We start from the raw sequence: 17,485 nt of genomic DNA, 5'->3' as shown, positions 1-17,485 counted from the left end.
GGTGTGCCAGCGCTGCGAACAGACGATCAGCGGCGACGCTGACGAGTTCGCCCCGTTCTCCACGAGCGGAGCCCGTCCCACTCTCTGCCGCCACCAGACGCTCGCTCAGTGCCAGTCTGCCCAGAGCGATACCGGTGTGCCCCGGAGCAAGCGCGCCCGGCGGTACTAGACCCTGCCCGCGGGTCTATGGGAGCTACGGCCCCGCCGGTTCCGAACGGCCCACGATCGTGCCCGCGCGGTCGATGGCGATGACGTCGACCGTGACCGGGGCGCCGCGCAGGACCGTCAGGGCCTCGTCGCGGGCTCGGGTGGCCACCCGGTCGCCCAGGGGGATGCCGGCCGCCTCGCAGAGGCGGAGGGCGGCCAGGCCCGTGTTGGCGGTGGCGATCTGCTCCGCCAGGGGCTCGTCCGCGCCCGCCTCGCGGGCCAGCTCCGCCAGGAAGCCCTTGTCGACCTGCGAGCGGGCCGAGTGGAGGTCCAGGTGGCCGGCGGCCAGCTTGGAGAGTTTGGCGAAGCCGCCGCAGATGGTCAGGCGGTCCACCGGGTGGCGGCGGATGTATTTGAGGACTGCGCCCGCGAAGTCGCCCATGTCGAGGAGGGCCAGGGCCGGGAGGTCGTACGTCTCCGTCACCGTGCGTTCGGAGGTGGAGCCCGTACAGCCCGCCACGTGGGTGAGGCCGGCCGCGCGGGCCACGTCGACGCCTCGGCGGATGGAGTCGATCCAGGCCGAGCAGGAGTAGGGGACGACGATGCCGGTCGTGCCGAGGATCGACAGGCCGCCGAGGATGCCGATGCGGGGGTTCCAGGTGGAGCGGGCGATCTCCGCGCCGTTGTCGACGGAGATCGTGACCTCCACGTCTCCGGGGGCCCCGTGCGCCTCCGCCACCTTCGCCACGTGCTCGCGCATCATCTGGCGCGGGACCGGGTTGATGGCCGGTTCCCCCACCTCCAGGGGGAGGCCGGGGAGAGTGACCGTTCCTACGCCCTCGCCCGCGCGGAAGACCACGCCCGAGCCCGGCGCCAGGCGGCGTACCGTCGCGCGGATCACCGCGCCGTGGGTGACGTCCGGGTCGTCGCCCGCGTCCTTCACCACCGCCGCCATCGCCGCGTCCCCGGTCAGGGACTCCGTCGTCAGGGCGAAGGACGGGGTCTGGCCCTTCGGGAGGGTGATCGTCACCGGGTCCGGGAAGTCGCCGGTGAGCAGGGCCGTGTACGCGGCGGTCGTCGCGGCCGTCGCGCAGGCGCCGGTCGTCCAGCCGGGGCGCAGACCGGTGTGCTTGAGTTGGGCCTCGCGCCCGCCGCCGGTACTCACGAAAGAGCTCCTATGCACGTACTCATTCTCGGAGGGACCACCGAGGCCCGCGTCCTGGCCGGGCTGCTGGCGGACCGGCGGGTCCGGGTGACGAGCTCGCTCGCCGGGCGGGTGGCCTCGCCGCGGCTGCCCGACGGGGAGGTGCGGGTCGGGGGGTTCGGCGGGGCGGACGGGCTTGCGGCGTGGGTGCGGGAGCACGCCGTGGACGCGGTCATCGACGCCACCCATCCCTTCGCCGAGCGGATCAGCTTCAACGCGGCCCGGGCGGCCGCCACCGCCCATGTTCCCCTGCTGGCGCTGCGCCGCCCCGGGTGGGTCCCGGGGGAGGGGGACGACTGGCGGGACGTGGGGTCCCTGGAGGAGGCCGCCGCCGCTCTCGGCGGGCTCGGTGACCGGGTGTTCCTCACCACCGGGCGGATGGGGCTCGCCGCCTTCGCCGACCGTCCCGAGTGGTTCCTCGTGCGGTCGGTGGACGCGCCGGACGCTCCCATGCCCAAGCGGGTCGAAGTGCTGTTGGATCGGGGGCCGTTCTCCCTTGAGGGGGAGCGGGAGCTGTTGCGGCGTCATCGGGTTGATGTGCTGGTGACCAAGGATTCCGGGGGCTCTGCCACCGCGCCCAAGCTCACCGCCGCCCGCGAGGCCGGTGTCCCCGTGGTCGTCGTCCGGCGGCCGCCGGTTCCGGAGGGCGTACCCACGGCGGCGGATCCGGAGGAGGCGGCCGCCTGGGCGCGGGGGCTGGGATGACGCTCCGCGCGACAGGTGGCCCCGTGCTGTGCTCAAGGAGGCATGGCCACCGTTCACCGGCTGGGGACGACAGGATGGCGGAGCTGCGACAACCCGCCGTCGGTGACACCGCGGCACCTTGCCCTCGGTATTAGTCAGTGCTAATTTTTAGGGGTGGCTGAACCCTACGAGCTGCGGTTCTTCGAAGACGTGCTGGACTGGATCAAGACCCTCGCCAAGGAGGACCCGGACAGTCACCTCCATGTCATGGCCGCTCTGGAACGGCTTCAGGAAGTGGGCCCGGCGCTCCGCCGCCCGACGGTCGGCGCGATCGAGAAAAGCCGCTACCGGAACATGAGGGAACTGCGTCCGCGCAGCGGTGGCACGGTGAGCATCCGGATGCTGTTCGTCTTCGACCCCGAACGCCGGGCCATCTTCCTGGTGGCGGGCAACAAGGCGGCCGGGCGGCAGTGGGCAGCCTGGTATCCCAGAGCGATCAGGGAAGCGGACGACAAGTACACGGCTTACCTTGAGGCTCTGGAGCAGGAGAAGAAGGAGGGACAGGGCAGATGAAACTCGGCACCATGGCCGACCTGACGGCCGACATCACCCCCGAGAAGCGCGAGCGCATCGAGGCCATCAAGGCGGAGATGGTCGACGCCGAGCGGGGGCACGAACTGGCCGCTCTCCGCAAGGCCCAGGGCCTCACGCAGGTGCAGGTCGCCAGGGCCATGGGGGTCACCCAGGGGCGGGTCAGTCAGATCGAGCGGGGCCTCGCCCGCCTGGACACCTCGACCATGGCCGCGTATCTGCACGCGATCGGTGGCGAGCTGACCATAACCGCCACGGTGGGGAACCTCTCGGTGAAGCTGTAGGAGGCAGGACCACCGGCGGGATGCGGTGATGGGCGCACGCTTTCCCGCCGCGGGAAACGATCTCTGAGAGTTCCGACGACGGACCCTGCGGGCCTGGTGATGCCAAGCAGTCGAAGGACCGCTTCTTCATCAGCGCCGGGGACGTGGACGACGAGCTGATCACCCTCATCGTCCACACCCCCTGCCTCCTGCCGCCCGGCGTCGAGCAGCAGGAGTTCTGGCGAGGGCGTCCGGGGACGTCAGCCGTAACGCCTCGGCGTCCACGCGATCGTCCTGCCGTCGCCGCGCTCCACCGCCCGGGTCTGCGAGGAGCCGATGAGGAGGAGGGTGCGCATGTCGATCTCGGCCGGGTCCAGGGTCTTCAGCGTCACCACCCGGACCGACTGCTCCGGGCCGCCGACGTCGCGGGCGACGACCACCGGGGTGTCGGGGGAGCGGAGCTCCAGGAGGAGGTCGCGGGCGGCGGCGACCTGGTGGGTGCGGGTCTTGGAGCCGGGGTTGTAGAGGGCGATGACCAGGTCGGCCTCGGCCGCCGCCCGGAGGCGGGTCGCGATGACCTCCCAGGGCTTGAGGCGGTCGGAGAGGGAGATCGTCGCGTAGTCGTGGCCGAGGGGGGCGCCCGCGGCGGCGGCGGCCGCGTTGGCGGCGGTCACCCCCGGGAGGACCCGTACGGGAACGTCCGCGTACGCCGGTTCGCAGGCGACCTCCAGGACGGCCGTCGCCATGGCGAAGACGCCCGGGTCGCCGCCGGAGACGACCGCCACCTTGTGCCCGCGGCGGGCCAGGTCGAGGGCGAACTCGGCGCGCTCCGACTCGACCTTGTTGTCGGAGCCGTGCCGGATCTGGCCGGGGCGCAGGACCGGGACGCGGTCGAGGTAGGTGGTGTAGCCGACGAGGACGTCGGCGTTGACGAGCGCGCCGCGCGATTCCGGGGTCAGCCAGGGGGCGCCGGCCGGGCCGGTGCCGACGACGGTGACCTCGCCCCGTTCCCGTACGGGATTCTCCTGGTCGATACGGGAGGGCAGGACGGCCACCGAGAAGTACGGGACCGTCGACGGGTCGACGTCCGCGAGCCGCTCCGTCCGCTCGCCCGCCATGAACGCGCGCTCCACGTACCGGGCGTCATCGAGCCGGCCCGCTCGTTCCAGGGCGCGGCGCACGGTGGGGAAGGTGCGGCCGAGCTTCATCACGACCGCCGAGTCGGTGCCCGCGAGGCGGGCCGTCAGCTCGTCCTCCGGCAGGGTGCCGGGGACGATCGTCAGGACCTCCTCGGCCTCGCACAGCGGTTCGCCGAGCCGGGCCGCCGCCGCGCTCACCGAGGTCACGCCGGGGATGACGGTCGTGTCGTAGCGGTCGGCGAGGCGCTTGTGCATGTGCTGGTAGGAGCCGTAGAAGAGCGGGTCGCCCTCGGCGAGGACGGCGACCGTGCGGCCCGCGTCGAGGTGGGCGGCGAGGCGGGCCGCGGCCTCCTCGTAGAAGTCGTCGAGCGCGCCCCGGTAGCCGCCGGGGTGGTCGGTGGTCTCCACGGTGAGCGGGTACATCAGCCGCTCCTCGACGTGGTCCTCGCGGATGTGCCCGGCCGCGATGGAGCGGGCTATCGAGCGGCCGTGGCGGGCCGAGTGGTAGGCGATCACGTCGGCCTCGGCGATCGCCTTCACGGCGGCGAGGGTGAGGAGGTCCGGATCGCCGGGGCCGAGGCCGACTCCGTACAGCTTGCCCTTCACAACGGTCACTGCTGGATCTCCGGTTCGTGCGCGAGGGCGTTGAGGGCGGCGGCGGTGATGGCGCTGCCGCCGCGCCGGCCGCGGACCACCAGGTAGTCGAGGCCCAGGGGGTTGGCGGCGAGGGCGTCCTTGGACTCGGCGGCGCCGATGAAGCCGACGGGGATGCCGAGGACGGCGGCCGGCTTCGGCGCGCCCTTCGCGATCATCTCCAGGAGGTGGAAGAGGGCGGTGGGGGCGTTGCCGATGGCGACGACGGAGCCTTCGAGGCGGTCCCGCCACAGTTCGAGGGCGGCGGCGGAGCGGGTGGTGCCGAGTTCGGCGGCGAGCGCGGGCACGGCCGGGTCGGAGAGGGCGCACAGCACCTCGTTGTCGGCGGGCAGCCGCTTGCGGGTGACGCCGGAGGCGACCATCTGCGCGTCGCAGAGGATGGGGGCGCCGGCCCGGAGGGCGGCGCGGGCGTTCGCGACGACCGCCGGGGAGTAGGCGATGTCCCGGACGAGGTCGGTCATGCCGCAGGCGTGGATCATGCGGACGGCGACCGTGGCGACGTCCTCGGGCATGCCCGTGAGGTCCGCCTCGGCGCGGATCGTGGCGAAGGAGCGGCGGTAGATCTCGACGCCGTCTTTCTCGTACTCGTACATCCTCAGCTCTCACTCATCTCGTACGGGCTGCCGCTACGGCTTCGCGCAGGGCGGTACGGGGGACGGGCGCGCCGTCCAGCAGATACGTGTCGGCGTCCCGGGCGGTGACCTCGATCCAGGTGCCGTGCGGGTGGCCGCAGCGGCGCTCGCAGCCGGAGTAGTGCACCGGCAGCGGGCCCGGGGGCGCCGCGAGGGCGTCGGCCCGGACGTCGGCGAGGGACTTGGCGCAGCCGGGGCGGCCGGTGCACGCGGTGACCCCGGCACCGGGGGCGTCGGGGCGGGTGATCAGGCCGTGCGCCTCCAGGGCGGGGAGCCCGGCGGGGTCCGCGACGGCGACCACGCCCCGCCACGGCGTGAGCCGGAGCTCGGCGGCGCCGTCGGCGAGGGCCCGCAGCTGGGCGGCGGTGAGCCGGCCGAGCGGGGCGAGGACGTGCAGGGCGTGCCCGCCGAGGGGTCCCGGCGCGGGCGGCCGGCCCTGGGGGAGAGAAGGAGGGGTTACGGGCTCCGCGCCGATCGCCGCCCGTGCCAGGGCCCCTGCCCAGTCGGGCTCGTGGCCGGCGGGAAGCTCCCTCGGGCGCCAGGCTCCGGTCCCGGCCGTCTCGGCGGCTTCGAGGAACGCGAGGGCGGCGGTCACGGCGGCGGCGGGGGCCTGGTCCGCTCCGACGCGGAAGGCCCGCCCGCCCGCCCTCAGCAGCGCCGATCCGTCCGGCGCTGCGACCAAGGTCACATCGCCGCCGAGTCCCGCGACGTCGCCGCGGCCGTCGTCGAGGGCGAAGAGGAAGCGGCCGGAGAGAGCGGCCGCGCGGGGCTCCGCGCACAGGGCCGCGTCCAGCTCCCGGGCCCACAACTGGGCGTCGCCGTGGCCGAGTCCGTCGAGTCCGGCGGCGGGCGAGGCCACGATGTTGCGGACCCGTTCGTGGGTGGGCGAGGGCAGCAGGCCCGCCGCGTCGAGGAGGGCGGCGAGCTCGGTGCCGCAGCCCTCGCCGAGGCCGCGCAGCTCCGCGTTGCCGCGCGAGGTGACGCTGATCCGCCCGTCGCCCAGGGACTCCGCCGCGCCGGCCAGGACCTCGGCCTGACGTGGCGTCAGTCTTCCTGCGGGCAGGCGGAGTCGGGCCAGGCGGCCGTCGTCGGCGGGGTGCAGGCGCAGCGCTCCGGGACAGGCGTCGCCACGGTCCCGTATGCGGGCTTCGCCCGGTTCGGGCGCCGTGGGTGGGGTGGGCGGCATGGCGGCGAGCATACCCACGGGGAACCGGGCGGCCACCGAGTGTGATCCGGTCGACTCCGGCGCGCTCTGGGGCCCGGCGGCGGCACGACTTAGGATGCTGACCGGCATGGGGTCCCAGGACCCCGGGGAGGAAGCCCGGTGAGAATCCGGCGCGGTCCCGCCACTGTGAGCCCGTACCGGCGACGGCACGGGCGAGTCAGGAACTCCCGCCGACCACACGACCACCCGGGGCGCGGACAACCCCGAGGAAGGGCCTGAGCTCACCATGCTCCTGCTGCTGTCGCACTCCGACACCGACCTGCTCAGCGCCCGCGCGGCCAACGCCGCCGCGCCCGAGGGCCCGGTCGCGTACCGCTTCGCCAACCCCTCCCGGCTCCCGCTCGCCGACCTCGACGGTCTGCTCGACGGCGCCGAGCTCGTCGTCGTCCGCCTCCTCGGCGGCGTCCGCTCCTGGCAGGAGGGCCTCGACGCGGTCCTCGCCTCCGGGAAGCCGGTCGTCGTCCTCAGCGGCGAACAGGCCCCCGACGCCCAGCTGATGGCCGCCTCCACCGTGCCGATCGGCGTCGCCACCGAGGCGCACGCCTACCTCGCCCACGGCGGCCCCGCCAACCTGGAGCAGCTGGCCCGCTTCCTCTCCGACACGGTGCTGCTCACCGGGCACGGCTTCGAGGCCCCGGCCGCCGCGCCCACCTGGGGACCCCTGGAGCGCACCCCGAAGGCCACCGATGGCCCGACCGTCGCCGTGCTCTACTACCGCGCCCACCACATGAGCGGGAACACCGCCTTCGTCGGCGCCCTGTGCGACGCGATCGAGGACGCCGGGGGCCGCGCGCTCCCGCTGTACGTGGCCTCGCTGCGGGCGCCCGAGGCGGAGCTGATCGCCACCCTCCGCACGGCCGACGCCATCGTCACCACCGTCCTCGCCGCCGGCGGGACGAAGCCCGCCGAGGCGCAGGCCGGTGAAATGGAGCTGGCGCGAAGCGCATCCGTTGAGGGTGGTGGTGGGCGACGGGCGGGCGAGGAAGCCTGGGACGCGGGGGCGCTCGCCGCGCTGGACGTGCCGGTGCTCCAGGCGCTCTGCCTGACCAGCGCGCGCTCCGCCTGGGAGGAGAACGACGAGGGGCTCTCGCCGCTGGACGCGGCCAGCCAGGTCGCCGTCCCCGAGTTCGACGGGCGCCTGATCACCGTCCCGTTCTCCTTCAAGGAGATCGACGCCGACGGCCTGCCCGCGTACGTCGCCGACGCCGAGCGCGCCGCCCGCGTCGCCGGCATCGCCGTCCGGCACGCCCGCCTGCGGCACATCCCGAACGCCGAGAAGAAGCTCGCGCTCGTCCTCTCCGCGTACCCGACCAAGCACTCCCGCATCGGCAACGCGGTCGGTCTCGCCACCCCCGCCTCCGCCGTCGCGCTCCTGAAGCGGCTGATCGCGGAGGGGTACGACTTCGGTCCCGAGGCCGAGCTCCCCGGCCTTGTCTCCGGCGACGGCGACGAGCTGATCCACGCCCTCATCGAGGCCGGCGGCCACGACCAGGACTGGCTCACCGAGGAGCAGCTGGCGAAGAACCCGGTCCGCATCCCGGCCGCCGACTACAAGCGCTGGTACGCCCAGCTGCCCGAGGAGCTGCGCGAGCAGGTCGAGCGGCACTGGGGGCCGCCGCCCGGCGAGATGTTCCTCGACCGGTCCCGGAACCCGGAGGGCGACATCGTCCTCGCCGCCCTGCGGCGCGGGAACCTGCTGATCCTCATCCAGCCGCCGCGCGGTTTCGGCGAGAACCCGATCGCGATCTACCACGACCCCGACCTGCCGCCCTCGCACCACTACCTGGCCGCCTACCGCTGGATCGCGGCCCGCGCGGAGGACGGCGGCTTCGGCGCCGACGCGATGGTCCACCTCGGCAAGCACGGCAACCTGGAGTGGCTGCCCGGCAAGAACGCGGGCCTCTCCGCCGCCTGCGGCCCCGACGCCGCCCTCGGCGACCTGCCGCTGGTCTACCCGTTCCTCGTCAACGACCCGGGCGAGGGCACCCAGGCCAAGCGGCGCGTCCACGCCACCCTCGTCGACCACCTCGTGCCGCCGATGGCCCGCGCCGACTCGTACGGCGACATCGCGCGCCTGGAGCAGCTGCTCGACGAGTACGCGCAGATCTCCTCCATGGACCCGGCGAAGCTGCCCGCGATCCGCGCCCAGATCTGGACCCTGATCCAGGCCGCGAAGCTCGACCACGACCTCGGCATGGAGGAGCGGCCCGACGACGACGGCTTCGACGACTTCCTGCTGCACGTCGACGGCTGGCTGTGCGAGGTCAAGGACGCCCAGATCCGCGACGGCCTGCACGTCCTCGGTGACGCGCCCGTCGGCGAGGCGCGCGTCAACCTGGTCCTCTCCATCCTGCGTGCCCGCCAGATCTGGGGCGGTACGCAGGCGCTGCCCGGTCTGCGCGAGGCGCTCGGCCTCGACGAGTCGGCCGCCACCCGGACGACCGCCGACGAGGCGGAGGCGAAGGCCCGCGCGCTGGTCGAGGCGATGGAGGCGGCGGAGTGGGACGTGGACGCGGTCGCGTCCGTCGCCGCCGCGTACGGTTCCGAGGTCCACGACGTGCTCCGCTTCGCCTGCGAGCAGGTCGTGCCGCGCCTCGCCGCCACCACCGACGAGCTGACGCACGCCGTCCACGCCCTGAACGGCGGCTTCGTGCCCGCAGGCCCGTCCGGCTCGCCGTTGCGCGGCCTGGTCAACGTGCTGCCGACCGGCCGGAACTTCTACTCCGTCGACCCGAAGGCCGTGCCGTCCCGGCTGGCCTGGGAGACCGGCCAGGCGCTCGCCGACTCCCTCCTGACCCGCTACCGCGAGGACAACGGCGAGTGGCCGACGTCGGTCGGCCTGTCCCTGTGGGGGACGAGCGCGATGCGGACCGCCGGCGACGACGTCGCCGAGGCGCTGGCCCTGCTCGGCGTCCGGCCCCGCTGGGACGAGGCGTCCCGCCGCGTCAACGGCCTGGAGCCCATCCCCCTGGAGGAGCTGGGCCGGCCGCGCGTCGACGTCACCCTGCGCATCTCCGGCTTCTTCCGGGACGCGTTCCCGCACGTCATCGGCCTCCTCGACGACGCCGTCCGGCTGGTCGCGGGGCTCGACGAGCCCGCCGACCGGAACTACGTCCGGGCCCACGCCCAGGCCGACCTCGCCGAGCACGGCGACGAGCGGCGCGCCACCACCCGCATCTTCGGCTCCCGCCCCGGCACGTACGGCGCGGGCATCCTCCAGCTGATCGACTCGCGGGACTGGCGCACCGACGCCGACCTCGCCGAGGTGTACACGGTGTGGGGCGGGTACGCGTACGGGCGCGGGCTCGAAGGCCGCCCGGCGCGCGCCGAGATGGAGACCGCGTACAAGCGGATCGCGGTGGCGGCGAAGAACACCGACACCCGCGAGCACGACATCGCGGACTCGGACGACTACTTCCAGTACCACGGCGGCATGGTGGCGACCGTCCGCGCCCTGCGGGGCACCGCCCCCGAGGCGTACATCGGCGACTCGACCCGCCCGGAGACCGTCCGCACCCGCACCCTGGTGGAGGAGACCTCCCGCGTCTTCCGGGCCCGGGTGGTCAACCCGCGCTGGATCGAGGCGATGCGTCGCCACGGGTACAAGGGCGCGTTCGAGCTGGCCGCGACCGTCGACTACCTCTTCGGCTACGACGCCACGACCGGTGTCGTCGCCGACTGGATGTACGACAAGCTCACCCAGGAGTACGTCCTCGACGAGACGAACCAGGCCTTCCTGAAGGAGGCCAACCCCTGGGCTCTGCACGGCATCGCGGAGCGCCTCCTGGAGGCCGAGTCGCGCGGCATGTGGGAGAAGCCGGACCCGGAGACCCTGGCCGCCCTGCGTCAGGTGTTCCTGGAGACGGAGGGCGACCTGGAGGGCGAGGACTAGATCTTCGCCAGGGCTTCCGGGGCCAGTTCGAGACGGCGGCCCCGGAAGCCCCCGCGCAGGCGGCGGTCGTGGCCGACGACCACCAGCGTGCCCGGGTAGGAGGCGAGCGCGGCCTCGATCTCCTCCACGAGGCCGGGGGCCAGGTGGTTGGCCGGTTCGTCGAGGAGCAGCAGGTCCGGGTCGGCGGCCAGCACGCCGGCGAGGGCGAGCCGGGCCCGCTGCCCGCCGGAGAGCGTGCCCAGCGGCCGGTCCCGGTCGAGCGGCGCCGTCTCCCCGAGCCGCCGCAGCACGGTCGCCACCCGCCGGTCGGCCCCGGCCCCGCCCCGCGCCTCGTAGGCGGCGAGCAGCCCGGCGTACCGGTCGAGCCCCTCGGGGGTGAGGGCCGTCTCGGCCTCGCGGATCTCCCGCTCCAGCTCCCGTATCTCCGCGAGCGCGTGGTCGACGGCGTCGCCGACGGTCGCGGTCGCGGGGAGGCCGAGGGTCTGGGCGAGATGGCCGAGGCCGCCGGGGGCGTCGACGGCCACGGTGCCGGCGTCGGCGGTGTCGAGACCGGCGAGGAGCCGGAGCAGGGTGGACTTCCCGGAGCCGTTGTCCCCGACGACGCCCAGGCGCTCGCCGGAGCGGACGGTGAGCGAGACCCGGTCGAGGACGGTACGGCGGTGGCCGGACCGGTCGTCGTAGCGCTTGGTGACCTCGGTGAGTCGGGCACGGAACAAGGGCGATCTCCTGTCGTCGGGAACACGGGACGAGATGGCGAGACGGTTCGTCTCGTCTTCTCGACGGTCTGACGGTACGCCGGTCGGGCTGACAAGACAAGACGTTTCGTCTCGCTTGATGTCGAGAGGGTCGGGCGGGTCCATAAACGCCACTTGTTCTAGTAGAGTGCGAACAAGGAGGTTGCCATGAACCCTGCCGTACCCGGATCCCGCGCGACGAGCCGGCCGAAGCTCCACGCCCCCCTCCGGCTCCGCGTCCTCACCGCGCTCCCCTTCGTCCTCGCCGCCGCCCTCTGCCTGGTGCTCATCGCCGTCTGGGCCGACCGGCTCCCCGACCCGCTCGCCACCCACTTCACCGTCGGCACCGGCGCGCCCGACGACTACACCGGCCGGACCGCGTTCGCCGCCGTCTGCGCCGGAACGCTGCTCGTCCTCGGCGCCGCCTGGACCGTGTTCACCCAGCGCGGCGCCCTGTGGGGCGCGTGGCTGACCGCCGGGCTGCTCGGCACGCTGTTCGTCCTCCTCGTGCGGGACAACCTCGACGCGGCCGACCCCGCCGACGTCCGCTCCCCGCTCTCGAACCTCGCCGTCGCCCTCGCCGTCGGCGCCGTCCTCGCCCTCGCCGGACACGCCCTCTCCCGGCTCGTCCCGCCCGAGGACGCCACCGCGAACGGCACGGACATCGAACCGGACGCGCCCCGCCTCGACCTCGGCGCCGGGGAGGTCGCCGGCTGGTCCCGCGCCACCGCCTCCGCCCCGCTCACCGCCCTCGGCCTGCTGCTCCTCGCCGCCGGTGTCCTCGCCGTGTTCCTCGGCGCGTGGCCGCTGCTCCTGGTCGCCGTCGCCATCGCCGTCCCCGGGCTCGCCCTCGCCCGCGTCCGGGTCACCGTCGACCGCCACGGCCTCACCGTCCGCTCCACGCTCGTCCCCCGGCCCCGCGTCCACGTGCCGCTCGCCGAGATCGCCGGCGCCGACGCCCGGGACGTGCGCGCCATGGGCGAGTTCGGCGGCTGGGGCTACCGGATCCGCGCCCGCCGCACCGGTGTGATCCTCCGCTCCGGCGAGGCCCTGGTCGTCCGCCGCGGCAACGGCCGCGAGTTCGCCGTCACCGTCCCCGACGCCCGTACGGCCGCCGCCCTCCTCAACACCCTCGCCGAGAACACCCACCCCGACCCTCGTGGAAAGCTCTGACCGTGCTCTTCCGCGTCGACCCCGCCTCCTCCGTCCCGCTCGGCGACCAGATCGCCGCCTGCGTCCGCGGCGCCCTCGCCGACGGCACCGCCGCCCCCGGCGAACGCCTCCCGGCCGCCCGCGAACTCGCCGACTCCCTCGGCGTCAACGTCCACACCGTCCTCCGCGGCTACCAGCGCCTGCGCGAGGAGGGCCTCATCGAACTCCGCCGGGGCCGGGGCGCCCTCATCGTCCCCGGCGCCGCCGCCCCCGACCGCGCCCGCCTCGTCACCCGCCTCCGCGAGGCCGCCGCCGAGGCCCGCGAACTGGGCCTCACCGAGGAGGAGTTCCTCGACCTGGCCCGTACCAGCATGGGCTAGGGGGCCAGGACGCGAACGGGGCCGCCCGCCAGATACGCCTCGATGTCCTCCACCGCCTGCCCGAAGTACCGGGCGTAGTTGGCCTCGGAGACGTACCCGAGGTGGGGCAGCGCGAGGACGTTCGGGAGGGTGCGCAGGGGGTCGTCGGCCGGCAGCGGTTCCGTCTCGTACACGTCGAGCCCGGCCCCCGCGAACCAGCGCTCGCGCAGCGCCCGCAGCAGCGCCGTACCGTCCACGAGCCCGGCCCGGGAGGTGTTGACCAGGTACGCCCCCGGCCGCATCGCCCGCAGCTCCGGCTCGCCGACGATGCCGCGGGTGCGGTCGGAGAGCACCAGGTGCAGCGAGACGACGTCGCTCGCCGCGAACAGCTCCGCCTTGTCCTTCGCGAGCCGTACGCCGTCCCCGTGCTCGGCGACCCGCTCCTCCGTCAGGTTCGGGCTCCAGGCGAGGACGTCCATGCCGAAGGCGCGGCCGACGGCGGCGACCCGGCCGCCGATCTTCCCCAGGCCGAGCAGGCCCAGGGTGCGGCCCGCGAGGTCGCCGCCGACGGTCGACTGCCACGGCCCGCCCTCGCGCAGTGCCCGCGCCTCCTCCGGGAGGTGCCGGACGAGACCCAGGATCAGCGCCCAGGCGAGTTCGGCGGGCGGCTCGGAGCCGCTGGCGGTGCCGCAGACGGTGATCCCGCGCTCCCGGCAGGCGGCCAGGTCGATCGAGGCGTTGCGCATCCCCGAGGTGACGACGAGCCGCAGCCGGGGCAGCCGGCCGAGCAGCCCGGCGCCGAGCGGCGTCCGCTCGCGCATGACCACCAGGATCTCGCAGTCCGCCACGGCGGCCACGAGCTCGTCCGGGTCCGTCAGATGGTCGCGGAGCACCCGTACCTCCACGCGCCCGTGGAGCGGACTCCAGTCGGCGGAGGCGAGGGCGGCACCCTGGTAGTCGTCGAGCACGGCACAGCGCGGCAGCGAAGTCATGACGGCATGATCGCGCAGTCCGCCGCCGGGAGCGTGCTCACCCGTTCGGCCCGCCCCGGACGCCGGGACCCCCGCCCCGCCCGCAGGCTGTCCCCATGGGAGCACCAGCCGGCGGGACCGACGACGAACTCACCGCGCTCCGGGCCCGGATCGCGGCCCTGGAGGAGGGCACGGGGAAGGGCGCGCCGCGCCGGGAGCACCACCGCTTCCGCTCCTTCGTCGCCGGGCTGCTGATCGTGATCGGCTGTCTCCTCGTGCCGCCGGCCCTGGTCGCCGCCTGGACCGCGGACCTCCTGGGCGACACCGACCGGTACGTGCAGACGGTGAAGCCCCTCGCCTCCGACGCGGACGTGCAGGCCGCCGTCGCCAAGCGGGCGTCCGACGCCGTCACGGAGCACCTCGACCTCCCGGCGCTCCTCGACGACGTGGCCCCCGCCGACAGGCCACGGCTTGAGAAGGCGCTGGGGAAGCTCGGCGGCGCCCTGGAGGGCGCGGTCGGCAGCTTCGTCCAGGAGAAGGCCCAGGAGGTCGTCGCCTCCCCGGCCTTCGAGACGATCTGGACCGACGCCAACCGGGCGGTCCACACCTCCCTCGACCGGGCGCTCACGGGCGACCAGGACGGGGCGGTGAAGATCGAGACGGACACGGTGACGATCGACCTGGCGCCGGTGATCGCGCAGGTCAAGCAGCGTCTCGTCGACTCGGGGCTCACCGTCGCCGCGAAGATCCCCGACGTGCACACCGACTTCACCGTCCTCAAGGCGGACGACATCGGGAAGGCGAAGACCGGTTTCGCGCTCCTCCAGTCCCTGGGCCTGTGGCTGCCGGTGATCTCCGTGCTGCTCGTGGCCGGCGGGGTGCTGCTCGCGGTGCGCCGCCGCCGGGCGCTGGTCGCCGCCGCGCTGGCCTTCGCGGTGGCGGCCGTGCTCCTCGGCGTCGCGCTCACCGTCTTCCGTACGGTCTACCTCAACGCCCTGCCCTCCTCGGTCTCCCCGGCCGCCGCCGGCTCGGTCTACGACACCCTGGTCCGCTTCCTGCGCGTCTCGGTCCGGGTCTGCGCGGTCCTCGGCGTCCTCGTCGCCCTGGCCGCCTGGCTGTCCGGGCCGAGCCGCCCGGCGGTCGTGACGCGCAGGATGTGGCACGCGGGCATCGGGGCGGCCCGCTCGACGGCGGACCGGGCGGGGATGCGGCTGGGCCCGGTGGACGGGTTCGTACGCCGCTTCCACACCTGGATCGTGTGGATCCTGGTGGCGGGCGCGGCCCTCGCCTTCGTCCTGTGGCCGTACCCGACGGGCTGGGGCGTGGCCGGCCTGGCGCTGGCGCTGCTGTTCGCGCTGGCGGTGACGGACTTCCTGGCGGGGGAGGCGAGAAGGGAGGGGGAGGAAAGAAGGGAGGGGGAAAGTCAGGATTCGAGAAGCGTCCCGCCCCCCGGCCAACTACCTTGACCGGTATGGACCTCACGATTCACACCACCGTCCTCCCGCACGAGGACCCCGACGCCTCCCTCGTCTTCTTCCGTGACGTCCTCGGCTTCGAGGTCCGTTCCGACGTCGGTCAGGGAAAGACGCGCTGGATCACCGTCGGCCCGCCCGGACAGCCCGGCACCTCGATCCTGCTCGCCCCGCCGGCCGTGGACCCGGGCGTCACGGAGGACGAGCGCCGCACCATCACCGAGATGATGGCCAAGGGCACGTACGGCTGGATCCTGCTCGCCACCCCCGACCTCGACGCCGTCTTCGGGAAGGTCTCCGCGGGAGGCGCCGAGGTCGTCCAGGAGCCGACGCAGCAGCCGTACGGCGTCCGCGACTGCGCCTTCCGCGACCCGGCGGGCAACCTGATCCGCATCCAGGAAGTGCGCTGAGACCCAGGGGGAGGGGCAGACATGTGCCAGCCAGGATGGGCGGCCGCCCGCACGGCGGCGGTACGGCTCCGGGAACTGAAGGACCTGCGCCGGGTCCGCGACCGCATCGACCGTACGTACGCGAGCCCGCTGGACGTCCCGGCCCTGGCCCGGGAGGCGGGCCTGACGGCGGAGACGCTGCACCGGAGGTTCACCCGGGCGTACGGCACGACCCCGTACGCCTTCGTCACGGCGCTCCGCACGAGCCGGCCGGCGGCGGTCGGCAGCCGGGCAGTTTCCGAGAAGCACACGGGAACACCGGGAACCTAGGGTTGAGAGCAGTACGGAAAGACCAGGAAGAACCGCGAACGAGGGGAACGAACATGGCCACCAAGAGCACCGGCACCGCCAAGTCCTACGACGGCTTCACCGAGGACGAGCGGGAGGCGATGAAGGAGCGCGCGAAGGAGCTGAAGGGCGCGAAGGCCCGCGGCACCCGCTCCAAGGCCGCGGCCAAGGCCGACGGTGAGGCCGACCTGCTCGCGAAGGTCGCCGAGATGGCCGACGAGGACCGCGTGCTCGCCGAGGGCGTCCACGCCCTCGTCAAGAAGGTCGCCCCCGGCCTGACCCCCAAGACCTGGTACGGCATGCCCGCCTACGCCAAGGACGGCAAGGTCGTCCTCTTCTTCCAGAGCGCCGCCAAGTTCAAGGCCCGTTACGCCACCCTCGGCTTCAACGACCCGGCCACCCTCGACGACGGCGACATGTGGCCCACCGCCTTCGCCCTCTCCGCCCTCACCCCCGAGGTCGAGGCCCGCATCGAGGCGCTCATCGCGAAGGCGACCGCCTGACGAGCCCCGCCCCGCCGGTCAGGCCCGCATCCCCTCCCGGTGGTCCCGGAAGAGCGGGGTCCAGCCGAGCTCGCGGGTGGCCTTGGCGTGCGAGACGCGGAGACGGGTGTCGAGCATGAGGTCGCCGAGGTAGGGGACCGCCAGGCGAAGCAGGCGGCCGGGGAGCACGAGCCGGCGGCCGCGGGCGGCGGCCAGCTCGCCCCAGGTGGAGGGGCGGTCGTCGACGATGTTGTACGCCTCGCCCGCCCGGCCCCGCTCGATCGCGGCGGCCGTCGCCTCGGCGGCGTCCTCGACGTGGACCCACGACATCGTCCCGCCGCCGCCCAGGGGCACGGGGAAGGGCCGGCCCGCGGGCGTCGGGTCGAACCAGGTGCCGGGCCCGTAGAAGACGCCGTACCGCAGCGCGACGCCCGCCACGTGGTCGGCGGCGAAGAGCCGGTCCTCGGCCTCGACGAGACCGGTGATCACGTGGTCCGCGACGGTGCCGCCGCGCACGCCGAAAGGATCCTCCTCGGTGAGGAAGCGGTCGCCGTGGTCGCGGTAGCCGTAGCCGAGGACCAGCGACTGGGTGACGAACCGCCCGGCCCCGAGCACCCCCGCCGCCTCCAGGAGGTGCGCGGTGCCGCGCTCGCGCAGCACGTTGCTGGGGTCGTCGGCGGTGAGCTTCAGCTTGGGCGACTTGAGCGCGGTCAGCTGGTGGACCACCGCGTCGGCGGACGTCCCGTCCAGCGCCCGCAGCAGCCCGTCCCGGTCGAGCGCGTCCGCCCGTACGGGCACCGCCCCCAGCGCCCGCACCGCCGCCGCCGACCCCTCCGACCGGGCGAGCGCCAGCACCTCGTGCCCGTCCCGGACGAGGACACGGGTCAGCGGACGGCCGATGGCGCCGGTGGCTCCGGCGAGCAGGATTCTCATGAGGGACCTCCAGGTGGGTGACGCAGCGGAGAACCGGGCAGGAGCCCTGTCCGTGACAGCCACCCCGCCCGTGCGGGAGTGATCCGCGTCACATTCGCTGTGTCCGGAGGGTCCACCCCGTCCGTTCGCGTGCACCGGCACCGCCGAGGCCGGAGGCGTACCGTGCGTCGCCGTCCGGCCGTCGAGGGTGTCGCGTCATCGAGGGCGCTGTGTC

At 74.1% G+C, this 17,485-nt stretch carries 17 protein-coding genes and 1 riboswitch; of the genes, 10 read left to right on the top strand and 7 right to left on the bottom strand.

Going from position 1 to position 17,485, the window contains the following annotated elements:
- Positions 1-193 precede the first annotated feature (193 nt).
- Positions 194-1,312: a cobalt-precorrin-5B (C(1))-methyltransferase gene (locus QK442_RS25155; RefSeq protein ID WP_282696331.1), complete on the bottom strand. Its 1,119-nt coding sequence runs from the start codon at positions 1,310-1,312 to the stop codon at positions 194-196.
- A 12-nt stretch (positions 1,313-1,324) separates the two neighbouring features.
- Here QK442_RS25155 and QK442_RS25150 point away from each other — a divergent pair, with 12 nt between their 5' ends.
- From QK442_RS25150 to QK442_RS25140, 3 genes are all read left to right on the top strand, one after another.
- Positions 1,325-2,056, top strand: a complete 732-nt coding sequence (locus QK442_RS25150) for a cobalt-precorrin-6A reductase (RefSeq protein ID WP_282696330.1) — start codon at positions 1,325-1,327, stop codon at positions 2,054-2,056.
- Positions 2,057-2,209: 153 nt separating this feature from the next.
- Positions 2,210-2,608 (top strand): type II toxin-antitoxin system RelE/ParE family toxin, encoded by a 399-nt coding sequence (locus QK442_RS25145; protein ID WP_282696329.1) that lies wholly within the window; start codon positions 2,210-2,212, stop codon positions 2,606-2,608.
- Positions 2,605-2,910 (top strand): helix-turn-helix transcriptional regulator, encoded by a 306-nt coding sequence (locus QK442_RS25140; protein ID WP_282696328.1) that lies wholly within the window; start codon positions 2,605-2,607, stop codon positions 2,908-2,910. Before QK442_RS25145 ends, QK442_RS25140 begins: the two co-directional genes overlap by 4 nt.
- A gap of 239 nt (positions 2,911-3,149) precedes the next feature.
- On the opposite strand, the gene QK442_RS25135 is transcribed toward QK442_RS25140, so the two are convergent.
- From QK442_RS25135 to QK442_RS25125, 3 genes are read right to left on the bottom strand one after another with little or no spacing between them, the layout of a single operon-like run.
- Entirely contained in the window at positions 3,150-4,634 is a 1,485-nt protein-coding gene (locus QK442_RS25135) for a precorrin-2 C(20)-methyltransferase (protein ID WP_282696428.1), read from the bottom strand.
- Positions 4,635-4,639: 5 nt separating this feature from the next.
- Positions 4,640-5,275, bottom strand: coding sequence for a precorrin-8X methylmutase (locus tag QK442_RS25130; protein WP_282696327.1), 636 nt, complete (start codon positions 5,273-5,275; stop codon positions 4,640-4,642).
- 13 nt (positions 5,276-5,288) lie between these two features.
- Entirely contained in the window at positions 5,289-6,512 is a 1,224-nt protein-coding gene (locus tag QK442_RS25125; RefSeq protein ID WP_282696326.1) for a cobalamin biosynthesis protein CobG, read from the bottom strand.
- A 115-nt stretch (positions 6,513-6,627) separates the two neighbouring features.
- A riboswitch (cobalamin riboswitch) is annotated at positions 6,628-6,706 on the top strand.
- A 59-nt stretch (positions 6,707-6,765) separates the two neighbouring features.
- Between QK442_RS25125 and cobN the strand changes: the two genes are divergently transcribed.
- On the top strand, positions 6,766-10,431 hold the full coding sequence (cobN, locus tag QK442_RS25120; protein ID WP_282696325.1) for a cobaltochelatase subunit CobN: 3,666 nt from the start codon (positions 6,766-6,768) through the stop codon (positions 10,429-10,431).
- Here cobN and QK442_RS25115 read toward each other — a convergent pair.
- The gene (locus QK442_RS25115) at positions 10,428-11,147 is read right to left on the bottom strand and encodes an ATP-binding cassette domain-containing protein (protein WP_349239681.1); all 720 of its coding nucleotides are present in this window, start codon (positions 11,145-11,147) and stop codon (positions 10,428-10,430) included. The two genes, cobN and QK442_RS25115, sit on opposite strands and share 4 nt — an antisense overlap.
- 186 nt (positions 11,148-11,333) lie before the next feature.
- On the opposite strand from QK442_RS25115, the gene QK442_RS25110 reads away from it, so the two are divergent.
- Both QK442_RS25110 and QK442_RS25105 read left to right on the top strand, forming a co-directional pair.
- A complete protein-coding gene (locus QK442_RS25110) occupies positions 11,334-12,338 on the top strand; it encodes a DUF1648 domain-containing protein (protein WP_282696323.1) in 1,005 nt (334 codons plus the stop codon).
- A 2-nt stretch (positions 12,339-12,340) separates the two neighbouring features.
- The gene (locus QK442_RS25105) at positions 12,341-12,697 is read left to right on the top strand and encodes a GntR family transcriptional regulator (RefSeq protein ID WP_282696322.1); all 357 of its coding nucleotides are present in this window, start codon (positions 12,341-12,343) and stop codon (positions 12,695-12,697) included.
- On the opposite strand, the gene QK442_RS25100 is transcribed toward QK442_RS25105, so the two are convergent.
- Complete coding sequence (locus QK442_RS25100; RefSeq protein ID WP_282696320.1) at positions 12,694-13,668, bottom strand: D-2-hydroxyacid dehydrogenase family protein; 975 nt, start codon at positions 13,666-13,668, stop codon at positions 12,694-12,696. The two genes, QK442_RS25105 and QK442_RS25100, sit on opposite strands and share 4 nt — an antisense overlap.
- A 95-nt stretch (positions 13,669-13,763) precedes the next feature.
- On the opposite strand from QK442_RS25100, the gene QK442_RS25095 reads away from it, so the two are divergent.
- The 4 genes from QK442_RS25095 to QK442_RS25080 are packed head-to-tail and all read left to right on the top strand — an operon-like array spanning position 13,764 to position 16,359.
- A complete protein-coding gene (locus QK442_RS25095) occupies positions 13,764-15,113 on the top strand; it encodes a hypothetical protein (protein WP_282696319.1) in 1,350 nt (449 codons plus the stop codon).
- A gap of 5 nt (positions 15,114-15,118) precedes the next feature.
- Positions 15,119-15,529, top strand: a complete 411-nt coding sequence (locus QK442_RS25090; protein ID WP_282696318.1) for a VOC family protein — start codon at positions 15,119-15,121, stop codon at positions 15,527-15,529.
- A gap of 21 nt (positions 15,530-15,550) precedes the next feature.
- Entirely contained in the window at positions 15,551-15,838 is a 288-nt protein-coding gene (locus QK442_RS25085; RefSeq protein WP_282696317.1) for an AraC family transcriptional regulator, read from the top strand.
- A 53-nt stretch (positions 15,839-15,891) separates the two neighbouring features.
- Positions 15,892-16,359: a DUF1801 domain-containing protein gene (locus QK442_RS25080; protein ID WP_282696316.1), complete on the top strand. Its 468-nt coding sequence runs from the start codon at positions 15,892-15,894 to the stop codon at positions 16,357-16,359.
- Between the two features lie 18 nt (positions 16,360-16,377).
- Here the strand turns inward: QK442_RS25080 and QK442_RS25075 are convergent, their stop codons facing one another.
- A complete protein-coding gene (locus QK442_RS25075) occupies positions 16,378-17,271 on the bottom strand; it encodes an NAD(P)-dependent oxidoreductase (protein ID WP_282696315.1) in 894 nt (297 codons plus the stop codon).
- Between the last annotated feature and the right edge of the window lie 214 nt (positions 17,272-17,485).

Source organism: Streptomyces sp. CC208A (genome assembly GCF_030010625.1).
Classification (GTDB): Bacteria; Actinomycetota; Actinomycetes; order Streptomycetales; family Streptomycetaceae; genus Streptomyces.
Note: the sequence above shows the minus strand (reverse complement) of the source record. Positions and strands in the feature narration are given on the sequence as shown.